This window comes from Vibrio genomosp. F10 str. ZF-129 (assembly GCF_000287055.2).
GTDB lineage: Bacteria > Pseudomonadota > Gammaproteobacteria > Enterobacterales > Vibrionaceae > Vibrio.
This window is the reverse complement of sequence record NZ_AJYQ02000071.1, coordinates 1-23,852: the sequence shown is the minus strand read 5'-3', so window position 1 is coordinate 23,852 and position 23,852 is coordinate 1. Positions and strand designations below refer to the sequence as shown.

The 23,852-nt window shown below is 44.4% G+C and carries 19 protein-coding genes; 9 read left to right on the top strand and 10 right to left on the bottom strand.

From position 1 onward, the window contains the following. Positions 1–127 precede the first annotated feature (127 nt). A complete protein-coding gene (locus tag A1QO_RS07275; RefSeq protein WP_017033850.1) occupies positions 128–1,417 on the top strand; it encodes an NAD(P)/FAD-dependent oxidoreductase in 1,290 nt (429 codons plus the stop codon). Positions 1,418–1,503: 86 nt separating this feature from the next. Here A1QO_RS07275 and A1QO_RS07270 read toward each other — a convergent pair whose 3' ends face one another. Genes A1QO_RS07270 through A1QO_RS07255 form a run of 4 tightly spaced genes read right to left on the bottom strand, consistent with a single transcriptional unit; the run spans position 1,504 to position 7,022 of the window. Then, the gene (locus A1QO_RS07270; RefSeq protein ID WP_017033849.1) at positions 1,504–2,055 is read right to left on the bottom strand and encodes a GNAT family N-acetyltransferase; all 552 of its coding nucleotides are present in this window, start codon (positions 2,053–2,055) and stop codon (positions 1,504–1,506) included. 57 nt (positions 2,056–2,112) lie between these two features. Next, on the bottom strand, positions 2,113–2,931 hold the full coding sequence (locus A1QO_RS07265) for a peptidoglycan binding protein CsiV (protein ID WP_017039334.1): 819 nt from the start codon (positions 2,929–2,931) through the stop codon (positions 2,113–2,115). Positions 2,932–2,983: 52 nt separating this feature from the next. Continuing rightward, positions 2,984–6,445 carry a transcription-repair coupling factor gene (gene mfd / locus A1QO_RS07260; protein WP_017039333.1) on the bottom strand — a complete coding sequence of 1,154 codons (3,462 nt, stop codon included), beginning with the start codon at positions 6,443–6,445 and terminating at the stop codon, positions 2,984–2,986. Positions 6,446–6,455: 10 nt separating this feature from the next. Then, complete coding sequence (locus A1QO_RS07255) at positions 6,456–7,022, bottom strand: hypothetical protein (RefSeq protein WP_017037021.1); 567 nt, start codon at positions 7,020–7,022, stop codon at positions 6,456–6,458. 214 nt (positions 7,023–7,236) lie between these two features. Here A1QO_RS07255 and lolC point away from each other — a divergent pair, with 214 nt between their 5' ends. From lolC to lolE, 3 genes are read left to right on the top strand one after another with little or no spacing between them, the layout of a single operon-like run. Further along, entirely contained in the window at positions 7,237–8,445 is a 1,209-nt protein-coding gene (gene lolC / locus A1QO_RS07250; protein WP_026026821.1) for a lipoprotein-releasing ABC transporter permease subunit LolC, read from the top strand. Further along, positions 8,438–9,142, top strand: coding sequence for a lipoprotein-releasing ABC transporter ATP-binding protein LolD (lolD, locus tag A1QO_RS07245; protein WP_017037023.1), 705 nt, complete (start codon positions 8,438–8,440; stop codon positions 9,140–9,142). The genes lolC and lolD overlap by 8 nt, the downstream gene beginning before the upstream one ends. Next, positions 9,142–10,386 (top strand): lipoprotein-releasing ABC transporter permease subunit LolE, encoded by a 1,245-nt coding sequence (gene lolE, locus A1QO_RS07240; protein ID WP_017039332.1) that lies wholly within the window; start codon positions 9,142–9,144, stop codon positions 10,384–10,386. The genes lolD and lolE overlap by 1 nt, the downstream gene beginning before the upstream one ends. Positions 10,387–10,594: 208 nt before the next feature. Here the strand turns inward: lolE and A1QO_RS07235 are convergent, their stop codons facing one another. Next, positions 10,595–11,104 carry a DUF2062 domain-containing protein gene (locus A1QO_RS07235; protein ID WP_017033842.1) on the bottom strand — a complete coding sequence of 170 codons (510 nt, stop codon included), beginning with the start codon at positions 11,102–11,104 and terminating at the stop codon, positions 10,595–10,597. 8 nt (positions 11,105–11,112) lie between these two features. Between A1QO_RS07235 and A1QO_RS07230 the strand changes: the two genes are divergently transcribed. Genes A1QO_RS07230 through kdsB form a run of 5 tightly spaced genes read left to right on the top strand, consistent with a single transcriptional unit; the run spans position 11,113 to position 17,066 of the window. Continuing rightward, positions 11,113–13,368, top strand: a complete 2,256-nt coding sequence (locus tag A1QO_RS07230; RefSeq protein ID WP_017039331.1) for a DNA internalization-related competence protein ComEC/Rec2 — start codon at positions 11,113–11,115, stop codon at positions 13,366–13,368. Positions 13,369–13,400: 32 nt separating this feature from the next. Continuing rightward, positions 13,401–15,149 (top strand): lipid A ABC transporter ATP-binding protein/permease MsbA, encoded by a 1,749-nt coding sequence (gene msbA / locus A1QO_RS07225; protein ID WP_017033840.1) that lies wholly within the window; start codon positions 13,401–13,403, stop codon positions 15,147–15,149. Between the two features lie 3 nt (positions 15,150–15,152). Then, positions 15,153–16,160, top strand: coding sequence for a tetraacyldisaccharide 4'-kinase (gene lpxK, locus A1QO_RS07220; RefSeq protein ID WP_017039330.1), 1,008 nt, complete (start codon positions 15,153–15,155; stop codon positions 16,158–16,160). Further along, a complete protein-coding gene (locus A1QO_RS07215; RefSeq protein ID WP_017033838.1) occupies positions 16,141–16,320 on the top strand; it encodes a Trm112 family protein in 180 nt (59 codons plus the stop codon). The genes lpxK and A1QO_RS07215 overlap by 20 nt, the downstream gene beginning before the upstream one ends. Continuing rightward, positions 16,320–17,066 carry a 3-deoxy-manno-octulosonate cytidylyltransferase gene (gene kdsB / locus A1QO_RS07210; protein WP_017037027.1) on the top strand — a complete coding sequence of 249 codons (747 nt, stop codon included), beginning with the start codon at positions 16,320–16,322 and terminating at the stop codon, positions 17,064–17,066. Before A1QO_RS07215 ends, kdsB begins: the two co-directional genes overlap by 1 nt. Positions 17,067–17,296: 230 nt before the next feature. Here kdsB and A1QO_RS07205 read toward each other — a convergent pair whose 3' ends face one another. The 5 genes from A1QO_RS07205 to pflA all read right to left on the bottom strand — a co-directional run bounded on the left by A1QO_RS07205 (position 17,297) and on the right by pflA (position 23,715). After that, positions 17,297–18,853, bottom strand: a complete 1,557-nt coding sequence (locus A1QO_RS07205) for a SpoVR family protein (protein WP_017033836.1) — start codon at positions 18,851–18,853, stop codon at positions 17,297–17,299. A 12-nt stretch (positions 18,854–18,865) separates the two neighbouring features. Further along, complete coding sequence (locus A1QO_RS07200; RefSeq protein ID WP_017033835.1) at positions 18,866–20,137, bottom strand: YeaH/YhbH family protein; 1,272 nt, start codon at positions 20,135–20,137, stop codon at positions 18,866–18,868. 94 nt (positions 20,138–20,231) lie between these two features. Beyond that, a complete protein-coding gene (locus A1QO_RS07195) occupies positions 20,232–22,166 on the bottom strand; it encodes a PrkA family serine protein kinase (protein ID WP_026026820.1) in 1,935 nt (644 codons plus the stop codon). 253 nt (positions 22,167–22,419) lie between these two features. Further along, positions 22,420–22,920: a YfbU family protein gene (locus A1QO_RS07190; protein ID WP_017033833.1), complete on the bottom strand. Its 501-nt coding sequence runs from the start codon at positions 22,918–22,920 to the stop codon at positions 22,420–22,422. Positions 22,921–22,974: 54 nt separating this feature from the next. After that, the gene (gene pflA / locus A1QO_RS07185) at positions 22,975–23,715 is read right to left on the bottom strand and encodes a pyruvate formate lyase 1-activating protein (protein WP_017033832.1); all 741 of its coding nucleotides are present in this window, start codon (positions 23,713–23,715) and stop codon (positions 22,975–22,977) included. Positions 23,716–23,852: the final 137 nt, after the last annotated feature.

Here is a 23,852-nt window from a genome sequence, read left to right as displayed (position 1 = left end):
TTTCGCGCTATGCGTGACCAAGCCCAATTAACGTTGTTTGTAACGATTCAGACCCTACACGAACGAATTTTTTACTTTGAGGATTTCAGGGTAAGCGAAGTATTTTTCATAATTAAGGAATGTTGTTATGGCACATATTATTGTCGTCGGTGGTGGTGCGGGTGGCCTTGAATTAGCCACTAAGCTCGGTAGGACACTGGGGAAGAAAAGAACAGCCAAAGTTACACTCGTTGATCGTAAAGCCAGTCACCTCTGGAAACCCTTATTGCATGAAGTGGCAACCGGATCTCTCGATGCAGGTGTTGATGCGCTTAGCTATCGCGCCCATGCTAAAAACCACTGTTTTGATTTTCAGATGGGCAGCTTAGAGAGCATTGATCGTGAGTCGAAAAGCATTACTTTAAGTGAATTGAAGGATGAGCAGGGTGAGCTTTTGATGCCAAGTCGTCAGCTTCAATACGACATCCTTGTTTTAGCCATCGGTTCAACGTCAAATGATTTCAACACCCCTGGAGTACGTGACCACTGTATTTTCCTAGACAGTCCTGAACAGGCGCATCGCTTTCGTACTGAAATGAACAACGAATTTTTGAAGCTTCATGCCAATAATGGTAATGGTTGCGTCGATATTGCGATTGTTGGTGCAGGTGCGACGGGGGTTGAGCTGTCTGCTGAACTTCACAATGCGGTTAAAGAACTTCGTACTTACGGATTTGGTGATCTAGATTCTAGCAAGCTTAACGTGAACTTGGTCGAAGCAGGGGAGCGTATACTTCCGGCTTTACCACCACGTATATCAAGTGCTGCTCACTTGGAACTGACTAAACTTGGCGTGAATGTACGTACAACGACTATGGTCACGAAAGCCGAATCAGATGGCCTAGTGACGAAAGATGGCGACAAAATTAAAGCCAAGATAATGGTTTGGGCGGCAGGGATTAAAGCGCCTGACTTTATGAAAGACATCGCGGGCCTTGAAACTAACCGCATCAATCAATTGGTGGTGACTGATACGCTTCAAACGACACGTGATGAAACAGTTTTTGCGATTGGTGATTTGGCCCAGTGCACACAAGAAGATGGTTCATTTGTTCCACCTAGAGCGCAAGCTGCACATCAAATGTCTAGCCATGTGTACAAGAACATTGTTGCTCTGCTCGCTAACAAACCGCTTAAACCTTATGTCTACAAAGATCATGGTTCATTAGTTTCACTGAGCCGCTTCTCGACCGTGGGTAGCTTGATGGGGAACTTAACCAAAGGCTCTATGATGGTCGAGGGACGTATTGCTCGAGTGGTCTATATTTCGCTGTATCGTATGCACCAAATGGCGTTACATGGCGCGATCAAAACAGGGCTAATGATGTTAGTGGGTCGAATTAACCGTGTGTTAAGACCAAACTTAAAACTTCACTAATTTCTTGAGTGATTGAACGCAATAAAAAGAAGAGCATGTTCGCTCTTCTTTTTTTGTCTTTAGAGCTTGGTTATTTGTATGAGTCGCTACTTATTTATGTCTTTTGGTATGATTGAAAACACCAAGCCGTCTCTGGGCTCACCATCAAAGATAAAACGATTCCGCGCTAGGGTTTCCTGTTTTGCGCCGCAGCGTTGTGCCACAGAATGACTAGGTTTGTTGCTGGGATCACAAACAATTTCCACACGAGAAATCTTTAATATGTCGAAGCAAAAATCAAGCACGGTTTGTATTCCTTCTTTGGCATAACCTTTACCTTGATGTTCGTCGGCAACCCAATAGCCAATACTGGCCATATTGTAAGTATGATAAAGTTCATTCACCGCAACCATGCCAATCAACACCCCATCGGTATGACGAAATAGCCCAAACCCATAGGCATCACCTCTTACCCAATTAAGACGAGTAGCGAGTAGAAAGCGCTCACTTTCTTGTAATGAAAAGTGTCGATGGCACCAGTCAACCCACTGGTGAAGCGAGTTTGAACGACCAACGCAAAGCATAAACTGCTCCGCTTCGGCGGGTTGAATCAATCGCAATGTCAGGCGTTGAGAAGAGAGGGAGAATTGAGGGGTCATGAGGTCACTACTGCTTGCTTAAGTTAGAATAACGCCCTCGTTAGAGGGCGTGATTAATTAACCTTTCTCGACACGACGGACTTGAATGACAATACCCAACAATGGGTGGTCTAAGTAGTGTGTTTCAGTGCTGCGCATACGACGCTTTTGGTCCATTCTGTAACTCTTTAAATACTGTTCGGTGGTGATGGTTGGGGAGACATTTTCCATATTTCCAGCCAAAACCGTCGCTTTTCCAGTGTCGGAGATCACTAGCCCTGACTCGGGCTGATTCTGCTCGAGTTGCTGTACATCAAAGTCGTCGTCAAGCTGTGTCTCTTCAAACGCCACTTTTCTAATGCTTGGGCTTTTGAGATCCAATTGTGTTTCCGCATAGAGATAATGCTGAACATAAATTTGAAGTTTACCTTCCAGTTCGTACAAAGGGCGATCAAAGCTTTCTTCAATAACACCTTCTACGGGTGAGACTTCACTAAACGCAATCTTTTCAGAGCCATCTGGGTTAAAGCTGGTGGCATAGTCGCTACCCGCTTGAATATGAAACACCGGAGCTGAACCTCGACCTTGATCGCCTTGTCGCCATGCTTTATGCAAAAGAACGTCGAATCCGGCATGCTTTTTTAATGACTGAACTTGATCAGTCAGATGATATTCACCGTAAGGAAGCATGGATACCTTTTTGATATCACGAAACTCTGAATCGGAAAACTTACCTGCTCTACTGAGGTCAAGCTCAGGTAACGATACTGGCCAAGACTCGCTGGTTTTTTCGGCATCGACAGCACGTTTAAAAATGATCACTTCTATATCAAATTGTCTCTCAGCCAATGTCGGCATCGAAACCAAAAAGAGCAGCAGTGGGATCAGTTTTTTCATTTTAACTCCATCAATTAGTCACAATAACTAATTTTAAATAATCAAAGGCTACTTATACTTTAGGAAGAACGTTCTGCTGAAATTCAGACAGCATGTCCACAACAAAGCTCACCCGTTTACGCCTATCTACCAATGGTACCGTAAACTTAAGCTTAGTTGGGCCTTCCATAGCAAATTTTTGTGGCTGAGCTTGTAATAGTTTAACCAAAAACATCGGATTAATGTCAGCATCGGGATAGAACTCAATGTATCCCCCTTTCTCGTGCGCTTCGATTTTCTTCACTTTTATCGCGGCAGCATCAAGCTTAAGTTCTGCAATTGAGAGCAGGTTTTTCGTAGCGTCTGGCAATGTGCCAAAGCGATCGATAAGTTCTACTTTCAATTCCGCTAGCTCATCCACATTACTGACGCTGGCAATTTGCTTATACATCGATAGGCGAGTATTCACATCCGGGATATAGTCATCGGGAAGCAAGGCCGGTAGCCGCATTTCGACTTCTGTTTGGTCCCTTAGTAGCTCTTCTAAAGAGGGTTCTTTCCCCTCTTTCAGCGCTTCGACGGCTTGCTCTAGCATTTCCATATAGAGGTTGAACCCAACCGACTGGATTTGACCACTCTGCTCATCACCTAACAGTTCACCCGCCCCCCGAATTTCAAGGTCGTGAGTGGCTAGGGTGAAGCCTGCCCCTAAATCTTCCAGTGATGCGATGGCATCTAGACGTTTGATGGCGTCTTTACTCATTGCTTTTGGATGAGGAGTAAGGAGATAGGCGTAAGCTTGGTGATGCGAACGTCCTACGCGCCCACGCAATTGGTGAAGCTGCGCGAGCCCGAGATTGTCGGCACGATCCATGATGATGGTGTTGGCGGTCGGGACATCAATACCGGTTTCAATAATGGTAGTACACACCAATAAATTGAAGCGCTGGTGGTAGAAGTCGTTCATGACTTTTTCCAGTTCTCGCTCTCGCATTTGACCGTGAGCGGTGGTAATTCGAGCCTCTGGAACCAGTTTGGCTAAATTCTCTGCGACTTTATCGATGGTGTCGACTTGGTTGTGTAGGAAGTAAACTTGCCCGCCACGCATGATTTCTCGAAGAATCGCCTCACGAACAACGCCATCATCATTTTCTCGAACAAAGGTTTTTATGGCTAATCTTCTGGCGGGGGGAGTAGCAATAATGGACAAATCACGCATGCCACTCATTGCCATATTGAGTGTTCTAGGAATCGGGGTGGCAGTGAGGGTTAAAATGTCTACATCCGCCCTCATTGCTTTGACTTTCTCTTTTTGCCTGACACCAAAACGGTGTTCCTCATCGACGATGAGAAGGCCAAGGTCATTGAACTTAAGATCACTTGAGAGCAATTTGTGAGTGCCGACGAGAATATCGACCTTTCCGTCGGTTACATCTTGCATGATCGCTTTTTGCTCTTTCGCTGATTTAAATCGAGACAGGACTTCAACTCGAATCGGTAGGTTAGCAAATCGGTCACGAAAGTTTTCAAAGTGCTGTTGAGCAAGTAGTGTCGTTGGTACCAGCACCGCGACTTGCTTGCCATTGTCTGTACTGACAAACGCTGCGCGCATTGCTACTTCTGTTTTACCAAAGCCTACATCACCACAGACGAGTCGATCCATTGCTTTGGCTTGACACATGTCGGACATGACGGCATTAATTGCTGTGGCTTGGTCATCGGTTTCTTCAAATGGGAACCCAGATTTGAAGGTAGCGTATTGACCGCGATCGAGGACAAACTTGTAGCCTGGTTTGAGTTCACGTTTAGCGTAGACATCGAGCAGTTCTGCTGCAACGTCACGTACTTTTTCTGCCGCGCGTTTACGAGCTTTTTGCCATGCCTCGCCACCCAGTTTGTGCAAAGGTGCGCTTTCTTCTGCCCCACCTGAATACCGACCAATAAGGTTTAATGACGCTACTGGAACGTAAAGTTTGGCGTCATTTTGATACTCGAGTGTCACGTATTCGGTGATCATGCCGCCCGCTTCGAGTGTTTGCAGGCCAATATAGCGACCGATACCATGATCAATATGCACCACAGGTTGGCCGGTTTTTAGCTCTGCAAGGTTACGAATGACCGAGTCACTGTTGGTGGTCTTTCGATCTTTTCTGCGTCGTTGAATAACGCGGTCACCCAACAAGTCACTCTCACAAATGAAAGCGATATTCGATGCAGTATCGACGAAGCCATATTCGGATGCGCCTAGAACAAGGGTGAACTTATTGCTGCTTTTGATTGCGTTGCTGAAGCTATCTTCTTCAATAGGTCGTAACTTGATCCCTTGCAGTAACTCAAGCAGTGCTTCTCTTCGGCCTTCAGACTCCACAGAGAAAATGATCTTCCCTTGGAATGTTTCTGAAAATTGGCGAAGTGCGGCTAAAGGTTCTTTATTCTTGTGTTGTACGGATAAGTCCGGTAACGATTCCACCGCGAGGTTGCTTCGCCCTGATTTGTCCGGATTATCTTTAATAGACAGTAAGGTTTGAGGCAACTGCTTAAAAAAGCGAAACAACTCGTCTTTTTTCAACCACAAGTCACCCGGTGGAAGCAAAGGTCGAAGTGGGTCGATTTTTCGTTGCTCATAGCGATGCTCTACATCGGTGAGGAAGGCATCAATCGCAGGCTCTATATCGCCGACAACAATTAATTGACTGCCAGGGGTTATATAGTCAAACAAGCTCTCAGTGTGATCGAAGAATAGGGGTTGCCAATATTCGATACCAGAAGGCCATGTGCCTTTTGTAACCTGCATATAAACAGATTCAGGCTCTCTTCGAGCATCGAAACGTTGACGCCAGCGAATTCTGAAATCTTCAATTGCCGATTCTGATGTCGGAAACTCATGGGCTGGAAGCAATCGGATTTCCTGAATGTCCTCGATAGAGCGCTGATTCTCGGGATCAAAGGTACGAATAGTATCAATTTCATCATCAAAAAAATCGATCCGATAAGGGTCTTTGCTGCCCATAGGGAAAAGATCGAGAATAGAGCCTCTGCTGGCATATTCACCAGGCCCAAACACTTGATCGACATGGCGATAGCCGGATTGCTCTAATTGAATGCGCAGTTTTTCAAGAGAAAATAGATCACCGGTTTTCACCATTAAGGTGTGCTGCAGCAAAAACTCTCGAGGAGACTGCTTTTGTAGCAAGGTACTTGTTGGAACAATGGTGATTCCTGAGGTAAGAGACGGCAATTGATACAGCCGTGCTATACGATCGGAAATAATCTCTTGATGGGGTGAAAAGTTATCATAAGGCAGCGTTTCCCAATCAGGGAATAAGGCCACTTCTTGATCGGTGAATTGTTCGATCTCTTGCTGCAGTTTTAATGCGGTTTGTGGATCGGCAACAGCGAGCAAGGTATGGTTTTTATGGGTGTCGGCAAGTTCGGCGATAGCCAGAGAGAGGCTAGAACCTTTGAGGTTACCGATGAATTTTTTATCTCCCGCACCGCTGGGTGTCGATAGAGAAAGAAGTTTTGATATCGTCATGAAAGGGTACTTATTTGTCTCTATTAAGGGAGCGCTGACGCAGGAGTTTTTGTTGTTGGTAGAGCGCGGCTCGAATCAGTATGTCTTCGTCTGCGTCTCTTAATAATGTGTACTGGATAGTCGTATCCCAGCCTAAGTCATGTTGCTCTACAGAGCTGATTTCGCCGTAACAATAAATGGCTGCAGGCGGGTGATCTAAGAATAATTTGACTCGCGTTTTTGTCCCCACCGCCAGTTTAGCTTTGCTGTAATAAGAAAAGACGCTCGCACCAAATGAATGGGTTGTATTACGAAACTGTTCATCGTCTTGTTGAGAAAGCATGAACGTCAGCAGCAAGTTGAGCTTAGAATTTTGTGTGTCTAACAGTTGCACAACATGTTTGAAATCGCTGTTCGTCAGCTCGATTCGTGCAGACTCGTTAAGCTTATCAAGTTGGCTAAATTCACTCGATACAATAAAAGGAGTCGGGATCTCGGCCTCGAAGACGTCATTAGAAGGGAAGACAAATTCTGCCGATAATGGCTCGATGTTCGCCGTCATCTTATGTTGAACGGAAAAAAACGCCTGATCTGACATAGTAGAGCTCCTTTTATTGCCGATCGCACCCCTTTTATTATTGCCAATAGAAGGAATTTTGTAATGCTTGAGTTGTGATTATCGCCATCGCTACAAACATATCAAGGTATGTCTCTGTAATTGAGTACAATTAACTTATTTTTAGCAAATTAGGGCTATAACCTGAGTACGTAAATCGTTAAAGTATGTGGTTCAATTTATCTTGGTTTTAACTATGACTCTTCCCATTTCGTTCTATATCGGTCTGCGTTACCTCAGGGGACGATCCGGTGATAGATTCAGTCGATTTGTCTCTTACATGTCGACAGCTGGTATTACTATTGGTGTTATGTCTTTGATTACGGTTCTTTCGGTTATGAACGGGTTTGAGGCGCAATTGAAAAGCCGCATTTTGGGGGTACTGCCTCAAGCGGTCATTTCTCAAGATAATGATAAAACGGAGTATACGACTGATATTCCAGATTTTATTTCTCAAATGTCTGATCAAAAAGCCCCTGAACCGATTGTTCGTAGTGAAGCAGTTATCCAAAGTGCCTCTCAATTGACCGCAGGAATGATGCTGGGCATCTTGCCTGCAGAGAATGACCCAATAGAAAAACACTTAATTGCAGGGCGGTTGTCCGATCTCAAACAGGGTGAGTATCATGTGTTTCTTGGCCATAGCCTAGCCCGTTCTCTCAACGTTTCAACGGGTGACAAAGTTCGACTGATGGTGACAAGCGCGAGTCAATACACGCCTTTTGGCCGTATACCAAGCCAACGTAATTTTACTGTCGCGGGGCTTTTTAACACTGGGTCTGATGTCGATGCACAGTTGATGGTCACGCATTTGTCTGATGCGGCTAGGTTACAGCGATATTCACCCGATACGATTTCAGGATGGCGTCTCTTTTTTGATGACCCGTTCGTTGTGGCGGATTTATCCAAACAAGCACTTCCCCAAAACTGGCATTGGAGCGATTGGCGTCAGCAACGAGGTGAGCTTTTCCAAGCGGTTCAAATGGAAAAGAATATGATGGGGCTAATGCTAGGTCTGATTGTCGGTGTGGCGGCGTTCAATATCATTTCAGCCCTTATTATGGTGGTGATGGAAAAACAGTCGGAAGTGGCCATCTTAAAAACACAGGGCATGAGCGATCACCAAGTACTCGCCATATTTATGGTTCAAGGCGCGAGCAGCGGTGTAATTGGGGCGCTGGCTGGTGGGGCGCTAGGGGTGCTGCTTGCGGTTAACCTTAATACGATTCTCGAAACGATGGGCGTTGCGCTATTTTCTGTGGGCGGACAGCTGCCCATATTGATCAACCCATCGCAAATATTCATTGTTGTTGTTTTAGCGGTTGTGCTGAGTTTATTGGCCACCTTGTTTCCTTCGTACCGCGCATCATCCGTCAAACCAGCCGAGGCTTTAAGATATGAGTAATCTTCTACAATGTCATAACGTTTGTAAAACCTATCATGACGGCTCTTTGGATACGCAGGTTCTTAAAGGGGTCAGTTTTGACCTTAAAAAAGGCGAGTTGGTCTCCATCATTGGGACATCAGGATCGGGGAAGAGCACCTTATTGCACATCCTTGGCGCATTGGATGATTGCACTGAAGGAAACGTGACGTTCCTAGAGCACAATTTGGCGTCACTGAGCTCAAACAAGCAGGCAAAGATCCGGAATCGTCATCTTGGTTTCGTTTATCAGTTCCACCATCTTCTTGCGGATTTTTCCGCTTTAGAAAACGTCGCTATGCCTTTGCTTATCGGTGGAATGAAGCGCAGTGAAGCGAATGCAGCAGCAAAGGCATTGCTTGATAAAGTCGGGTTGACACACCGCATTGGGCATCGTCCATCAGAGCTTTCCGGTGGAGAACGTCAACGAGTCGCGATTGCGCGTGCGTTAGTGAATAAACCGGACCTTGTTTTGGCTGATGAGCCAACAGGCAACCTTGACCACGCCACGGCATTGTCGATTTATGATCTGATGCGCCAGCTGAATCAAGAATCGGGTACCGCATTTTTGGTCGTGACACACGACAGTGAACTTGCTGCGAAGATGGACAGGCAGCTTAAAATGCAAGATGGGTTGTTGGTGCAAGACGGGTCTTTCATTCATGACGAGGCCGTGTAATGTTTTCTTCACTTTCGCTGTTTATTGGTGGTCGATTTAGTCGCGCGAAGCAACGTAATAAAATGGTGTCGTTCATTTCATTGTCATCAACGATTGGTATTGCCGTTGGGGTTGCAGTGATCATCATTGGCCTGTCAGCGATGAACGGGTTTGAACGAGAGCTTCGAGATAGAGTGCTGTCGGTTGTTTCTCATGGCGAGTTTGAAGGGGTACAAAAGCCCATTCAGGACTGGCCTAAAATGGTGAAACAAGCCAAAGACAATAACAACGTCTTGGCTGCTGCCCCTTTTATTAAATTGACGGCATTGGCTGAAAAAGGATCGCAGTTAAAAGCAGTGGAAATACGAGGCATTGAGCCGACATTGGAAGCTGAAGTGTCGAGTCTAATGGAATTTGTTGACGCGAAAGTGTGGGAATCCTTCCATCCAGGGGCTGGGCAGATCATTCTCGGTCAAGGTGTCGCTCAAGCGGTTGGCGTTGAGGTTGGCGACTCGTTAACTTTAATGCTACCTGTCATTAATGGAACGACAAAGGTACAAGCGCCAAAGCGCGTTAGGGTAAAGGTAGCGGGTCTCTTGACGCTTAATGGTCAGATAGACCATAACTTGGCGATAATCCCGCTTGAAGACGCCCAGCAATACGCCCAATTAGGTGACAAAGTCACTGGCGTATCGATTAAGGTAGATGAAGTCCTTAACGCGACCTTCATTGTACGCAATGTAGGAAACCAGTTAGAAGAGTATGTGTATCTGCGCAGTTGGCAGCAAAAGTTTGGATTCTTATATCGCGATATTCAATTGGTTAGAACCATCATGTATTTAGTGATGGTACTCGTCATTGGCGTAGCAAGTTTTAATATTGTGTCGACACTCATGATGGCGGTAAAAGATCGAGCAGCTGAAATAGCGATTCTACGTACTATGGGGGCTACTGATGGCCTAATTAAACGAATATTTGTTTGGCAAGGCGTTTTTTCCGGAGTGCTTGGCAGTGTTGCGGGTAGTGTAATTGGGGTCTTAATTGCGTTTAATCTGACGTCAATAATTAGCGGATTAGAGACGCTGTTTGATCATCAGTTCCTGTCCGGTGATATCTATTTTGTCGATTTTTTGCCTTCGCAAGTTATGTTTAATGACGTGGTGTTGGTATCTATGACCGCCATTACGCTGAGTTTATTGGCAACGTGGTATCCCGCTTCGCGTGCGAGTAAGCTGAACCCAGCAAGTGTATTGAGTGCGAAATAGAACGCCTTTTGGCCTTGTCGACTCGTTTGATTACCATTGAGTTAATGGGTTGAAAATAAATCAAACAGCCAAAAACAGGTTGTAAATAGCAACACGAAAAAAGGACCCATGTGGTCCTTTTCCATTGTTAGTCTACTTCGTCATACACTGATGGCTAAATATGAATGCCAGTTTACGGAATGCGATTGTATCTTTGTGTTTAAAATCGCTAGCGTAATCGACGTTGTTGCCAACTTCTTACTACTGAATAACGCCATAAACCTCGAATACCAAAGTAGCCAATCATAGCGGCTATGACACCACAGATAAGGCACCCAAGAAGAAAAGGGGGACCCATGGTGTTCATTTGGTGCATTAGAAATGCCCAGCTAAGCTCGAAATGAAAAGCTTCAGTTGGAACGTTCATGACCAGTGCTCCGACTTTATAAGCGCAATAAAACAATACGGGCATGGTGATGGGGTTGCTTATCCAGACCAAGGCAACAGAGAGAGGAAGATTCACACCACAAGATATTGCTAGGCCAGCGGCTAAAAGCATTTGGCTAGGTAAAGGGACAAACGCCATGAACAAGCCAACGGCAAAGGCTCCCGCAGCTGAACGGCGGTTTAAACACCAAAGATTAGGGTTATACAGAACACTGCCAAAAATTTTTAGTGCCTTCTGACGCTTAATTACGCTGTGGTCAGGCATAAAACGTTTGATGAATTTTCTTGGCATAGGAAAATATGACTCTCTTAATAAATTACTGGACGTTATCTTCGTTCTCTATAACGGTTTTAAGTTCTCCGTTTTGGCCATCTTTGCCTGACTGGAAGTGGTCTATTATCTCCATTATGTGTGTAATCGCATCTATTAAGTATAGAAGGTTACGGTCGTCCTTTGGTATTTCCCTTGCAGTATTCACGGTGTTAATAGAAGGACATCAACTACAACAACATCAGAATGTCATTTTCAAACACGGTGTGGATATTACCATAAATGCTCGAATTGACAGCTTTTTTAAGCAAATACGTCACGGTTATGAGGGGACGGTTTTAGTCAGTACAATCAATGGCCAAAGATTGTCATTTTTTGAACAGCCGACAATACGTCTTGTTAGCCCTATGCCTTTAAAATTGGGCGATACTCTTCAGGCTAATGTTATCGTAAAGCCTATTTATGGACGAAAAAATGAGTACGGTTTCGATATCGAATCCCACTATTTGGTCAAGGGCTGGGTCGCTAGGGGGACAATCAAATCTGATCGTTCTTATGTCGTAACTAGCCAACGCTCATACCGCCAAACTCTTTACCAACGGACACTCGATTATGTCGACCAAAGTGCGGTTAAAGGTCCAATCATGGCCTTGGTCTTTGGTGAGAGGTTGTTTCTCACGAAAACTCAGTGGCAAAATTATCGAGACAGTGGCCTGAGCCACCTCATCGCTATATCCGGTTTACATATCGGAGTGATGTTTGTAGTTGGTTTTTATATTGGAAAGGTGTTAAGCCGGATTTCCCCCTCACTTCTTTGGCTCCCCTGGCTGGTGGGTAGCATACTGGCGATTGGGTATGCATGGCTTGCTGGCTTTAGTATTCCAACCCAACGGGCGTTAGCAATGTGTGTGACAGGATCGTTGCTGCTTGTGTCGAGCAATAGGCAACCGTTACTCAAAAAGCTGCTGATTACAATGTCGATTGTTTTGGTTTTCTCTCCCTTTTCAGTGCTATCGAGCAGTTTCTGGTTATCCTTTTATGCGGTCGCTATGGTCATTTACACCTTAAGCCAGCCTAAAGTTAATGGAAGTCAGTTTTTATCAACACTGAAAATTCAGGTCTTGATTGTGCTTTGGATGGTGCCCATTACCGCAGTGCTGTTTAGCGGGTTCAGTGCCAGTAGCGTAATTTACAACAGCCTATTCATTCCTTGGTTTAGTGTTGTCGTTATACCGTTTACTTTTCTTGCCCTGTTTTTCACCATTCTGGATATTGGCCTTGCGGATTGGAGTTGGCAAGTCGTGGAATTGGTACTTCTTCCAGTACATTGGAGCACCGATTATGCATCGTTCAGTTGGTTATCGCTCTCGCGCTTTCAAGTAGGAATGTTTATAGGCGTGTTTTGCTTCGCATTTATTGGCGGCTATTTGAACCATAAAGCGAGAATACTGGTGGGCGGTATTTTGATTTGTGCTGCATTCTATGAATGGGACAATCCGAATCATTCCAATCAATGGCGTGCTGATGTGTTGGATGTGGGACACGGGCTTGCGGTGTTGATTGAAAAAGAGGGTCGGGCGGTGGTGTATGACACAGGTAACCGATGGGAGGATGGCTCTATAGCTGAATCCTTGATCATTCCGATTCTAAAAAGGCGAGGAATAAACCAACTAGACGGATTGATACTCAGTCACCTTGATGCCGATCACGCTGGTGGACGAGAAGAGCTGGAAAGACAGATGTTGCCTTTGTTCAAATGGTCGCCTCAGTCTTTAGGCGGTTATCAACCGTGCGTAAAGGGTATGGACTGGTTTTGGCAAGGTCTAAGGTTTGAGGTTCTATGGCCTATCTCTCAAGTAAAGAGAGCTTACAATCCTCACTCGTGTGTGATTCGCGTAACCGATGATAATGCCTCTTTTAGTCTGTTGCTGACGGGAGATATTGACGCAATGGTTGAGTGGTTACTTATCCGAGAGCCTAAAACATTAGTCAGCGATGTGCTTATTGTTCCTCATCATGGTAGCCGTACGTCATCAACCTCCAAGTTTATAGAGAATGTACAAGCCAAGGTTGCGATTGCTTCTCTGGCAAAAGGAGGTCGGTGGAATCTGCCCAATGAGTCGGTTGTCACTCGTTATCAAGAACATAATAGTGACTGGTTAGATACTGGCCAGCATGGGCAAATAACGGTCAAGGTGATTGACAATATGTGGCAAGTTTCGACGATTCGAGAAAGAGAAGGTACACGCTGGTATAGGCAGATGCTACGTAACGGAGTAGAATAGAATCAATATTGCATTCAAAATTAAGCACTTTTATGTCGACAACTACAGATGAAACCACGCTGCAAACCTTTAAGCGATTATGGACTTATATTCGACTCTACAAAGCAGGTCTCGCTGTTGCCGTTGTCGCTCTAATTATTAATGCTGTCGCAGATACGTACATGCTTTCTTTGCTGAAACCGTTATTGGATGAAGGTTTTGGTAGTACAGGATCAGACTTTTTACGCATTTTACCCGTCATCATTTTTGGCATGATGGTGATTCGAGGTTTAAGCGGTTTTATTTCTACTTATTGTTTGAGTTGGGTATCTGGCAACGTCGTTATGCTGATACGCCGCAAGATATTCCATCAGTTTATGCACATGCCCGTTTCATTTTTCGATAAAGAGTCGACAGGGGCTTTATTGTCTCGAATTACCTATGATTCTGAACAAGTGGCTGGTGCGACAAGCCGTGCTCTGGTGAGCATTGTACGAGAAGGGGCGAGCATTATCGGCCTGCTGACTTTGATGTTTTGGAACAGCTGGAAGCTTTCATTAGTGCTGTTTATTGTTGCTCCTTTCGTGGCTTGGGGTATCAGTATTATTTCTAAACGCTTTAGAAAAATATCGAAGAATATGCAAACTAGCATGGGAAGTGTGAGTTCCTCTGCGGAACAAATGCTTAAAGGGCACAAGGTTGTTCTGAGTTATGGTGGACAAGAAGTGGAGCGCGAACGCTTTGATAGTGTCAGTAATCAAATGCGTCAGCAGACCATGAAGCTCGTCGCTGCTCAAGCCGTCGCCAACCCAGTAATACAACTCATCGCCTCGGTTGCTTTAGTGGCCGTTTTATTTCTGGCCAGTGTTGATTCTATTCGAGCTGAGCTGACACCGGGAACCTTTACCGTTATTTTCTCTGCTATGTTCGGATTGATGCGCCCACTAAAATCCCTAACCAATGTCACTTCAGAATTTCAGCGAGGTATGGCGGCTTGCCAAACTTTGTTCTCGTTAATGGATTTAGAAACGGAACGTGACAAGGGGCAGTTAGACGTTAAGAAAGTGAAAGGTTTAGTCGAGGTCGATGACGTGACCTTTACCTATCAAGGTAAAGAAAAGCCCGCGTTAAACAACGTCAGTTTTACGATTCCACCCGGTAAAACGGTCGCCTTAGTTGGTCGTTCGGGCTCAGGTAAAAGTACCATCGCGAATCTGTTTACAAGATTCTACGATGTAGATTCGGGCTCGATAAAATTGGATGGGCATGACGTTCGCGATTACAAGCTGACCAACCTAAGGACTCATTTCGCATTGGTGTCCCAGAATGTGCATTTGTTTAACGACACGATCGCTAATAACATCTCATATGCTGCTGAAGAGCAGTACAGTCGAGATCAGATAGAACAGGCAGCTACATTGGCTCATGCGATGGAGTTCATCAATAATTTGGATGATGGTTTGGATACAATCATTGGTGAAAACGGCACGAGTCTTTCTGGTGGTCAGCGCCAACGTATCGCGATAGCGCGTGCGTTACTTAGAGATGCTCCAGTGCTTATATTGGATGAAGCCACATCAGCGCTAGATACCGAATCAGAACGCGCCATTCAGGCGGCCCTTGAGGAGTTACAAAAAGATAAAACGGTTCTCGTCATCGCGCACCGTTTATCAACAATTGAAGAAGCGGACGAGATTTTGGTTGTGGACGAGGGCGAAATCATTGAACGTGGACCCCATAAAGCATTATTGGCCCAAGATGGTGCTTATGCACAACTGCACCGAATTCAGTTTGGTGAGTAACCAGTGATTGAGAAGATCTGGTTCAATAACCATCCGTTAAAATATTTGCTTTGGCCAGTATTATGGCCATTAAGCCAGTTATTTCTATACATAAGCACTAAGCGCCGATGTGCGTTTTCCGATGGTAGTAAAAAAAGCTATCGCGCGCCTGTTCCTATTGTGGTGGTTGGGAATATTACCGCGGGTGGTAACGGGAAAACTCCTGTGGTCATTTGGCTGGTTGAAAAACTTAAGCAGCAAGGCTTTAAACCTGGTGTGGTGTCCAGAGGGTACGGAGCGAAAGCTCCCAATTATCCATTGATTGTTGAAAGCTCAACGCCGACGGCTCATTGTGGTGATGAACCCAAGTTAATCAAACAAAGAACCCATGTGCCTGTTGCTGTGTCGCCAGTACGTTCGGAAGCGGTAAAAGCTTTGCTTCCCAAAGGGGTAGATATCATCATTACCGACGATGGACTACAACACTACGCGCTTGAGCGAGATATTGAGTTTGTCATTGTTGATGGCATCAGGCGTTTTGGCAATGAACAGCTGATCCCATTAGGGCCATTGAGAGAAAAAACCGCTCGCTTAGAGGAGGTCGACTTTGTCATTGCTAATGGTGGCGAGCCTAAAAACAGTGAAATTGGCATGACGTTGGTGCCATCCGAAGCCATTAACTTGGTCACCGGAGAGCGTGCCTGCGTGAGTACATTAGAAAAGCTCGTGGCATTTGCTGGGATAGGTCATCCACCTAGATTTTTTAATACATTAAAACAACTTGATGCAAAGCTAATAAAGACCCAAGGGTTTGCTGATCATCAAGCGTATCAACAACAAGAGTTAAATACGCTAAGTCAATATGGTTCAAACTTGATCATGACAGAGAAAGATGCCGTCAAGTGTCGAGATTTTGCCACTGAAACATGGTGGTATTTACCTGTTTCTGCTGAGTTTGAAATGGGTAACGAACCGCGCATTATGGAAAAAATAAAAGAGGTAATGGAACAATATGGATCATCGTCTATTTGAGATTGTCGCTTGCCCTGTGTGTAAGGGAAAGCTCACGTTTGATAAAGAAAACCAAGAACTTATTTGTAAGCTAGACCGATTAGCTTACCCAGTTAAAGAAGGTATTCCTGTTTTAATCGAACCTGAAGCTCGTACTATTTCAGCAGAAGAGGGACGTTAATGTCATTTACGGTTGTCATTCCGGCACGATTTCAGTCTAGCCGTCTTCCTGGTAAACCTTTGGCTGATATTGCAGGGAAGCCTATGATTCAATGGGTCTATGAGCAAGCCATTCAAGCAGGTGCAGAGCAGGTTATCATAGCGACGGATGACCGTCGTGTAGAGGCGGCGGTGTTATCTTTTGGTGGGCAGGTCTGCATGACATCGCCTGATCATGAGTCTGGCACCGAACGTTTGGCAGAAGTCGTTAAGGTCATGAACATCCCTGATGACCATATTGTGGTGAATGTTCAAGGTGACGAGCCTTTGATCCCTCCTTCAATTATTAAGCAGGTAGCCAACAACCTCGCGAACAGTGTTGCTCCGATGGCGACGTTGGCGGTGGAAATTTCAGATGAAAGTGAAGTCTTTAATCCTAATGCGGTCAAAGTTGTTACGGATAAAGAGGGCTATGCACTGTACTTTAGCCGTGCATCGATTCCGTGGGACCGAGATGCTTTCTCTAAGGCTAACCCAACCGTTGAACAACCCTTACTGCGTCATATTGGTATTTATGCTTATCGTGCAGGATTTATTAACACATATATTCACTGGCAGCCTACGGCTCTAGAAAGAATCGAATGTCTAGAGCAGTTACGAGTGTTGTGGCATGGTGAAAAGATTCATGTCGACATCGCAAAAGAGGCACCAGCTGCGGGTGTTGATACGCCAGAAGATCTTGAGATAGTCCGCGGGATTCTAGGTTAGAATCGAGCAGACTCTTCTAGGTGAGCCGTTAAAAAAAGGAGCAAAGATTGCTCCTTTTCGTTCTTTATCACTTTGTTCTACAGCTTTTATGCTTCATGACTCATTCTATTGATGAATTGTGCCTGAAATTACTGTAATTTTATTGCGTTCTCATTGTGTTGAACGTGAGTATTCTTGAGTGATGCGAGCCAGCTATATCTTAACGTCGTAGTCATATCTTAGTGTCATATTCATATCTTAGCGTCATAGTCATGACGCTGTGGACACGCCGCCAAAATCTCTCTTCGACCGGTTTCTTTTACTTCTTCTAAAATAACGTCAAACCCCCATATTCGATAAAGATGTTTCAGCACCTCCTCATAGTTGTCAGCAAGTGGCACTCTATCTTGTGGCACGTATTGGAGAGTAAGAGATCGGTCACCACGCACATCGACATTAAACACTTGGATATTTGGCTCTAGGTTACTCAAATTATATTGCGCGGCGAGCTTTTCTCTAATCTGGCGATAACCAGAATCGTCGTGAATCGCGCTGATTTCGATGTAATTCTTTCGATCGTCATCATTAATTGCAAACAGTTTAAAATCGCGCATTAACTTCGGTGATAGATACTGGCTAATAAAGCTCTCGTCTTTGAAGTTATGCATGGCAAAATGAACGGCGTCTAACCAATCGCTTCCCGCTAGGTCAGGGAACCATTCTATATCTTCATCAGTAGGATCTTCGCAGATACGTTTGATGTCTTGAAACATGGCAAAACCAAGCGCATATGGGTTAATGCCACTAAAGTGAGGGCTGTTGTATGCTGGTTGAGCTACGACACTGGTATGACTGTGCAGGAATTCAAGGATAAATTTATCCGAGACTAACCCCTCGTCGTATAGGTGGTTCAATATCGTGTAGTGCCAAAAAGTGGCCCATCCTTCATTCATTACTTGTGTCTGTTTTTGAGGATAAAAATACTGACTGATTTTACGGACGATACGAACGACTTCTCGTTGCCAGGGTTCCAGGAGTGGAGCGTGTTTCTCAATAAAGTAGAGGATATTTTCTTGAGGTTCGCTGGGAAACCTTACCTTCATATCTTCATCTTTTATGGCTGTTTTTGGCACCGTTCGCCACAGCTCGTTCACTTGAGATTGCAGATAGGCCTCCCTTTCTTGCTGCCGTGCCGTCTCTTCTGCAATTGAGATTTTCTCGGGTCTTTTGTAACGATCCACACCATAGTTCATCAGCGCATGACAAGAGTCGAGGAGCTCTTCAACCTGAGGAACCCCATATTTTTCTTCACACTCTGCTAGGTAGTTTTTTGCAAACAATAAATAGTCAATGATGGAGCTGGCGTCTGTCCAGGTTTGAAAAAGGTAATTGCCCTTAAAAAAGGAGTTGTGACCATAACACGCATGAGCCATGACGAGCGCTTGCATAGTAACGGTGTTCTCTTCCATCAAATAAGCGATACAAGGGTTTGAATTAATTACAATCTCATAGGCAAGCCCCATTTGACCATGTTTATAGCCCTGTTCGGTCTGGATGAACTTCTTACCAAAAGACCAGTGATTATAGTTAATGGGCATACCGATGCTTGAGTAGGCATCCATCATTTGCTCGGAGGTAATCACTTCTATCTGATTTGGGTATGTGTCAAGTCTATAGTGCTGTGCGACCCGTTTTATCTCAACATGGTATTGCTCTAATAAATTGAACGTCCAGTCTGGGCCGTCAGGGAGCATCTTATCTTTTGACTTACTTTTTTTTGGTGTTTCTGTTTTTGATTGAGTCGCCATGGGCACATTCCCTTAAGTTGATTCTTTTTGAAAGAGTTCCCGAAATATGGGGAAGATGTCATCAACGGTTTTAATATTCTTCATCGCAAAATTGTCAAATTGCTGTGCGAGTTTTTCGTATTCATGCCATAGAGTTTGATGAGAACGCCTTGTGATCTCGATGTAGGAGTAGTACTGACAAGTCGGTAAAAGTTGATTAACGAGTAGTTCTTTACAGCGAGGAGAATCATCGGCCCAGTTGTCGCCGTCTGACGCTTGTGCCGCATAGATGTTCCATTCGGATGCTGGGTATCGCTCAGCAACGATCTCATTCATGAGTTTCAACGCGCTAGAAACAATGGTTCCGCCCGTTTCCTGAGAGTAGAAAAATTCATGTTCATCGACTTCTTTTGCTTGGGTGTGATGACGAATGAAGACAACATCGACATTTTCATAAGTACGATTCAAAAATAGATAAAGCAGCACATAAAAACGTTTGGCGATATCTTTCGTGGCTTGATCCATCGAGCCAGATACATCCATTAAACAAAACATGACCGCTTGGCTTGATGGGATAGGGCGCTTTTCGTAATTTTTATAACGAAGATCGAACGTGTCGATGAATGGAACACTTTTGAGTTTCTTTCTTAAATCTTCAATCTCTTCTTGGATGCGCTTTTCTTCGAGCATCTGAGCAGGTTCAGCATTTTGGATGCGCTCCAGTTCCTCTTCCAGTTCACTGATTAGGCGTTTTTTACCCGCTGTCATCGCTGTTCTACGCGCTAATGACTGCTGAAGTGAGCGGACGATAGCGATGTTGGATGGGATCCCTGCAGATTGAAACCCTGCGCGATGTGTTTTCCATTCGGTTACTTTATTGACCTGATTTTTTTCGAGGTTGGGAAGCTCTAGATCTTCAAAAAGAAGATCTAAATATTCGTCTTTGGATATTTGAAAGACAAATTCGTCTTCCCCTTCTCCATCAGGGCTGGCTTTGCCTTCTCCGGCTCCATTACCTTGCCCGCCACCTTTTGGTCTTTCAACTTTGTCGCCTTTGATGAATTGGTCATTACCAGGATGGACTCGCTCGCGTTTGCCTCCTTGTCCTTGATGAAAGGTTGGCTCTTTTATATCGCGGTGAGGTATAGAAACATCTTCACCGGAATCCGTATTGGTGATTGAGCGGCTATTAACGGCATCGGCTACCGACTCTTTAATCTGTTCTTTATGGCGGCGTAAAAAACGTTGTCGGTTGACTGCACTCTTGTTTTTCCCGTTAAGCCTTCTGTCGATAAATTGTGCCATCAGCAATTCCTCATTAAACATCACTCCACTGAGCCTTTAACCACCATGTGATCGTACGATGGCTAAAGACTGTCGGTTTTAGCGTTGCTTACGATTAAGAAGATTTACGAACGCGTAAATACCACTCAGACAGCAATCTAACTTGTTTTTCGGTGTATCCTTTTTCCATCATACGAGCGACGAAATCGTCATGTTTTTTCTGGTCGTCTGATGACGTCTTAGCATTGAAAGAGATAACGGGGAGCAGTTCTTCAGTATTCGAAAACATCTTTTTCTCAATAACGGTACGAAGCTTCTCGTAACTGGTCCAAACCGGATTTTTACCGTTGTTGTTTGCTTTCGCTCTTAATACGAAGTTGACTATCTCGTTTCTGAAATCTTTCGGATTACTGATGCCCGCTGTTTTCTCTATTTTCTCGAGTTCACTATTGAGTGCGCCTCTATCAAACAACTGCCCCGTTTCTGGATCACGATATTCTTGGTCTTGAATCCAGAAATCCGCATAGGTCACGTAACGGTCGAATATGTTTTGTCCATATTCGGAATAAGATTCGAGGTAGGCTGTTTGGATCTCTTTACCAATAAACTCGACATATTTAGGTACGAGGTAGCCTTTGAGAAACTCAAGGTACTTTTCAGCTTGCTCTTGTGGAAACTGCTCTCTTTCAACCTGCTGCTCGATGACATAGAACAAGTGAACTGGGTTGGCGGCGACTTCGGTCTGGTCAAAGTTAAAGACTCGCGACAAAATCTTAAAAGCGAAACGTGTAGACAAACCAGACATACCTTCGTCGACCCCTGCGTAGTCACGGTACTCCTGATAGCTTTTCGCTTTCGGATCCGTGTCCTTGAGAGTTTCTCCATCATATACCCTCATTTTGGAGAACAGAGAAGAGTTTTCTGGCTCTTTCAAACGAGAGAGGATAGTAAATTGTGCCAATAAGCCCAGAGTACTCGGTGAGCATGGGGCTTTAGACAGTTCGGAATGTTCAAGCAATTTCTGGTAGATCTTAATTTCTTCAGAAACACGCAAACAATAAGGGACTTTGACAATGTAAACACGGTCTAAGAACGCTTCGTTATTTTTATTGTTTCTGAACGTTTGCCACTCAGATTCGTTAGAGTGAGCCAAAATCATGCCATCAAATGGCAGAGCAGATAACCCTTCTGTACCGTTAAAATTGCCCTCTTGCGTTGCGGTCAATAGAGGGTGCAATACTTTAATTGGCGCTTTGAACATTTCGACAAATTCCATTAATCCCTGATTTGCCTTACACAATGAACCAGAGTAACTGTATGCATCTGGGTCATCTTGAGAAAAATGTTCTAACTGACGAATATCGACTTTTCCGACCAGAGATGAAATGTCTTGGTTGTTTTCATCACCAGGTTCTGTTTTGGCGATGGCAATTTGCTCAAGAATAGAAGGGCGCAGTTTCACGACTTTAAACTTAGATAAGTCCCCCCCAAACTCTTTGAGACGTTTAGCCGCCCATGGAGACATAATTGAACGTACATAGCGTTTTTCGATTCCGTAATCTTGTTTTAAGACCTCGCCATCTTCATTGACATCAAAAAGGCAAAATGGGTGGTCATTAACTGGGCTTCGCTCGCCATTCGCCGATAACACATAAATAGGCATTTGCTGCATGAGTGCTTTTAGTTTTTCAGCTAAGGATGATTTACCGCCCCCAACAGGGCCGAGTAGATAGAGTATTTGTTTGCGTTCCTCTAAGCCTTGCGCCGCATGTTTTAAATAGGAGACAATTTGTTCAATTGCGTCTTCCATGCCGTAGAAATCTTCAAATGTCTTATATCTTGAGATAACACGATTAGAGAAAATTCGGCTTAGGGTGGGGTCTAAGGCAGTATCGATAACTTCTGGTTCACCAATAGCGAGCAGTAGTCGCTCTGCTGCGTTTGCGTAGGCGCTCTTATCCTCTTTACAAAGAGTAAGAAACTCTTGAAGCGACAACTCTTCGTCTTTGGCTGCCTCATAGCGTGCTTGGAAATGGTCGAAAATACTCATCATGAAATCCCCTTTGAACCGTTCAAACTGTCAAACAACCCGCAATCGAAATACAAATCCTTTCATAGTTAAGATTAGTTTAGTTTTAGAATTGTGCTTAACAATTATGCGTTTAATTGCAAAATAGAGGGATGGGGAGAGAATGAGGTGGTGAAGATGTTCACGGAATAAGGTACAAAAAAAGGCCAGCGCTACGCTAACCTTTATCGAATTGGGTTTACTTGGACTTATGCTCCAAGTTCATGCATTAAAGTTATGCATTAAAGATTTGATTCAACTCAGTCGCACACAAGTGATATTGACGAGGGCAAGCTCGCCACGTTGCCAGCATGCGGCGATACTTTTCAAGCATAGGCATTTGGCTATTGAAGTGGTGATCTGCTTTATCAAAGTGCGGGTATAAGCCTTCAGAGTCAATTAAGAAACGAACGTAATTGACGAGCTGTGATTCGCGAGCGATATCAAACCCTAAAAACTGTAATCGTCTTTGGTCGACGTCTTTACGCTCATCGTCTTTGAGCATTTTGTTCGATTCTTGCATCGCATGGTACATTTCCAAAATATCAATCACCTGACGACACTCTGCTTCAACGATACAACCGAAGTCTTTATTTAGCTCCTGCATTTGCAATTCGTAACCACGCTCTACAATGGTCTGAAAACGTTGGTACTTGCCACGGTTTTCAGGGTCCATTTGAGACATCAAGTAATACTGGTTTGAAAGGATCAAACGTTGAGCATTGGTCATTTCCATAATAATTCTCTACTCGTGTTAATACATATTTATAAAAGACTATAACATTATTGATCAGTACTTTACGTTAGAATGATACTGGCTCAAAATTGACTGAATATTGTCCATGGACTCTTTTGACGGAGGGTTGATGCCTTCCAGTTCGTACTCAAAACCCAGCGCTTCCCATTTGTGTGCTCCTAGCTTGTGGTACGGTAGAAGTTCAACTTTTTCAATATTATCCATATCTTTAATGAACTCACCCAGCATGTGCACCGCTTCGATGTCATCGGTATAACCAGGAACAACCACGTAGCGTATCCAAGTTTTTTGGCCGATTTTGTGTAAGTAGCGAGCAAAATCTAGCGTGCGTTTATTAGAAACACCGATAAAATCATGATGGATTTCGTCTTTCATATGCTTGAGATCTAGCATAACGAGATCGGTAGAGGCAAGCACATCATCAACGACGTCGGTGTGTTTGCGAATATACCCGTTGGTATCAAGACAAGTATGAATACCTTCGGCTTGCGCTGCCTGGAAGAAATCTCTCACAAACTCAGGTTGAAGCATCGCTTCGCCTCCGGAACAAGTAATCCCCCCACCTGATGCCTTCATAAAATGTCGGTATGACTTGGCTTCGGTAATAATTTCTTCGACAGTGACCTCTTTTCCGCCATGTGTATCCCATGTATCGCGATTATGGCAATACTTACAACGCATTAAGCACCCTTGCATAAACACAATAAACCGAATGCCAGGGCCATCGACGGTACCACAAGACTCAAAAGAATGAATGCGACCAGTTGTAGACATGAACTCATCTCGAAAAGGAAATTTGACGTTATTTTATTATAAATAGCAGGTTATAAACAGTGCTTGTAGCATTAACTGCATTTTTTCCACGGTTATTAAAATGGTTATTAGGGCGTGTTGATCTTTCGCGGTTAAAT

Bases quoted from the DNA above. Each gene is read 5' to 3' on its own strand.
- A1QO_RS07255 (WP_017037021.1), bottom strand. From the start codon at position 7,022: ATGTCAGATCAGGCGTTTTTTTCCGTTCAACATAAGATGACGGCGAAC.
- A1QO_RS07265 (WP_017039334.1), bottom strand. From the start codon at position 2,931: ATGAAAAAACTGATCCCACTGCTGCTCTTTTTGGTTTCGATGCCGACA.
- lolC (WP_026026821.1), top strand. From the start codon at position 7,237: ATGACTCTTCCCATTTCGTTCTATATCGGTCTGCGTTACCTCAGGGGA.
- A1QO_RS07195 (WP_026026820.1), bottom strand. From the start codon at position 22,166: ATGAGTATTTTCGACCATTTCCAAGCACGCTATGAGGCAGCCAAAGAC.
- lolE (WP_017039332.1), top strand. From the start codon at position 9,142: ATGTTTTCTTCACTTTCGCTGTTTATTGGTGGTCGATTTAGTCGCGCG.
- pflA (WP_017033832.1), bottom strand. From the start codon at position 23,715: ATGTCTACAACTGGTCGCATTCATTCTTTTGAGTCTTGTGGTACCGTC.
- mfd (WP_017039333.1), bottom strand. From the start codon at position 6,445: ATGACGATATCAAAACTTCTTTCTCTATCGACACCCAGCGGTGCGGGA.
- A1QO_RS07230 (WP_017039331.1), top strand. From the start codon at position 11,113: ATGACTCTCTTAATAAATTACTGGACGTTATCTTCGTTCTCTATAACG.
- A1QO_RS07235 (WP_017033842.1), bottom strand. From the start codon at position 11,104: ATGCCAAGAAAATTCATCAAACGTTTTATGCCTGACCACAGCGTAATT.
- A1QO_RS07200 (WP_017033835.1), bottom strand. From the start codon at position 20,137: ATGGCACAATTTATCGACAGAAGGCTTAACGGGAAAAACAAGAGTGCA.
- lolD (WP_017037023.1), top strand. From the start codon at position 8,438: ATGAGTAATCTTCTACAATGTCATAACGTTTGTAAAACCTATCATGAC.
- A1QO_RS07275 (WP_017033850.1), top strand. From the start codon at position 128: ATGGCACATATTATTGTCGTCGGTGGTGGTGCGGGTGGCCTTGAATTA.
- A1QO_RS07190 (WP_017033833.1), bottom strand. From the start codon at position 22,920: ATGGAAATGACCAATGCTCAACGTTTGATCCTTTCAAACCAGTATTAC.
- A1QO_RS07205 (WP_017033836.1), bottom strand. From the start codon at position 18,853: ATGGCGACTCAATCAAAAACAGAAACACCAAAAAAAAGTAAGTCAAAA.
- A1QO_RS07270 (WP_017033849.1), bottom strand. From the start codon at position 2,055: ATGACCCCTCAATTCTCCCTCTCTTCTCAACGCCTGACATTGCGATTG.
- kdsB (WP_017037027.1), top strand. From the start codon at position 16,320: ATGTCATTTACGGTTGTCATTCCGGCACGATTTCAGTCTAGCCGTCTT.
- msbA (WP_017033840.1), top strand. From the start codon at position 13,401: ATGTCGACAACTACAGATGAAACCACGCTGCAAACCTTTAAGCGATTA.
- A1QO_RS07215 (WP_017033838.1), top strand. From the start codon at position 16,141: ATGGATCATCGTCTATTTGAGATTGTCGCTTGCCCTGTGTGTAAGGGA.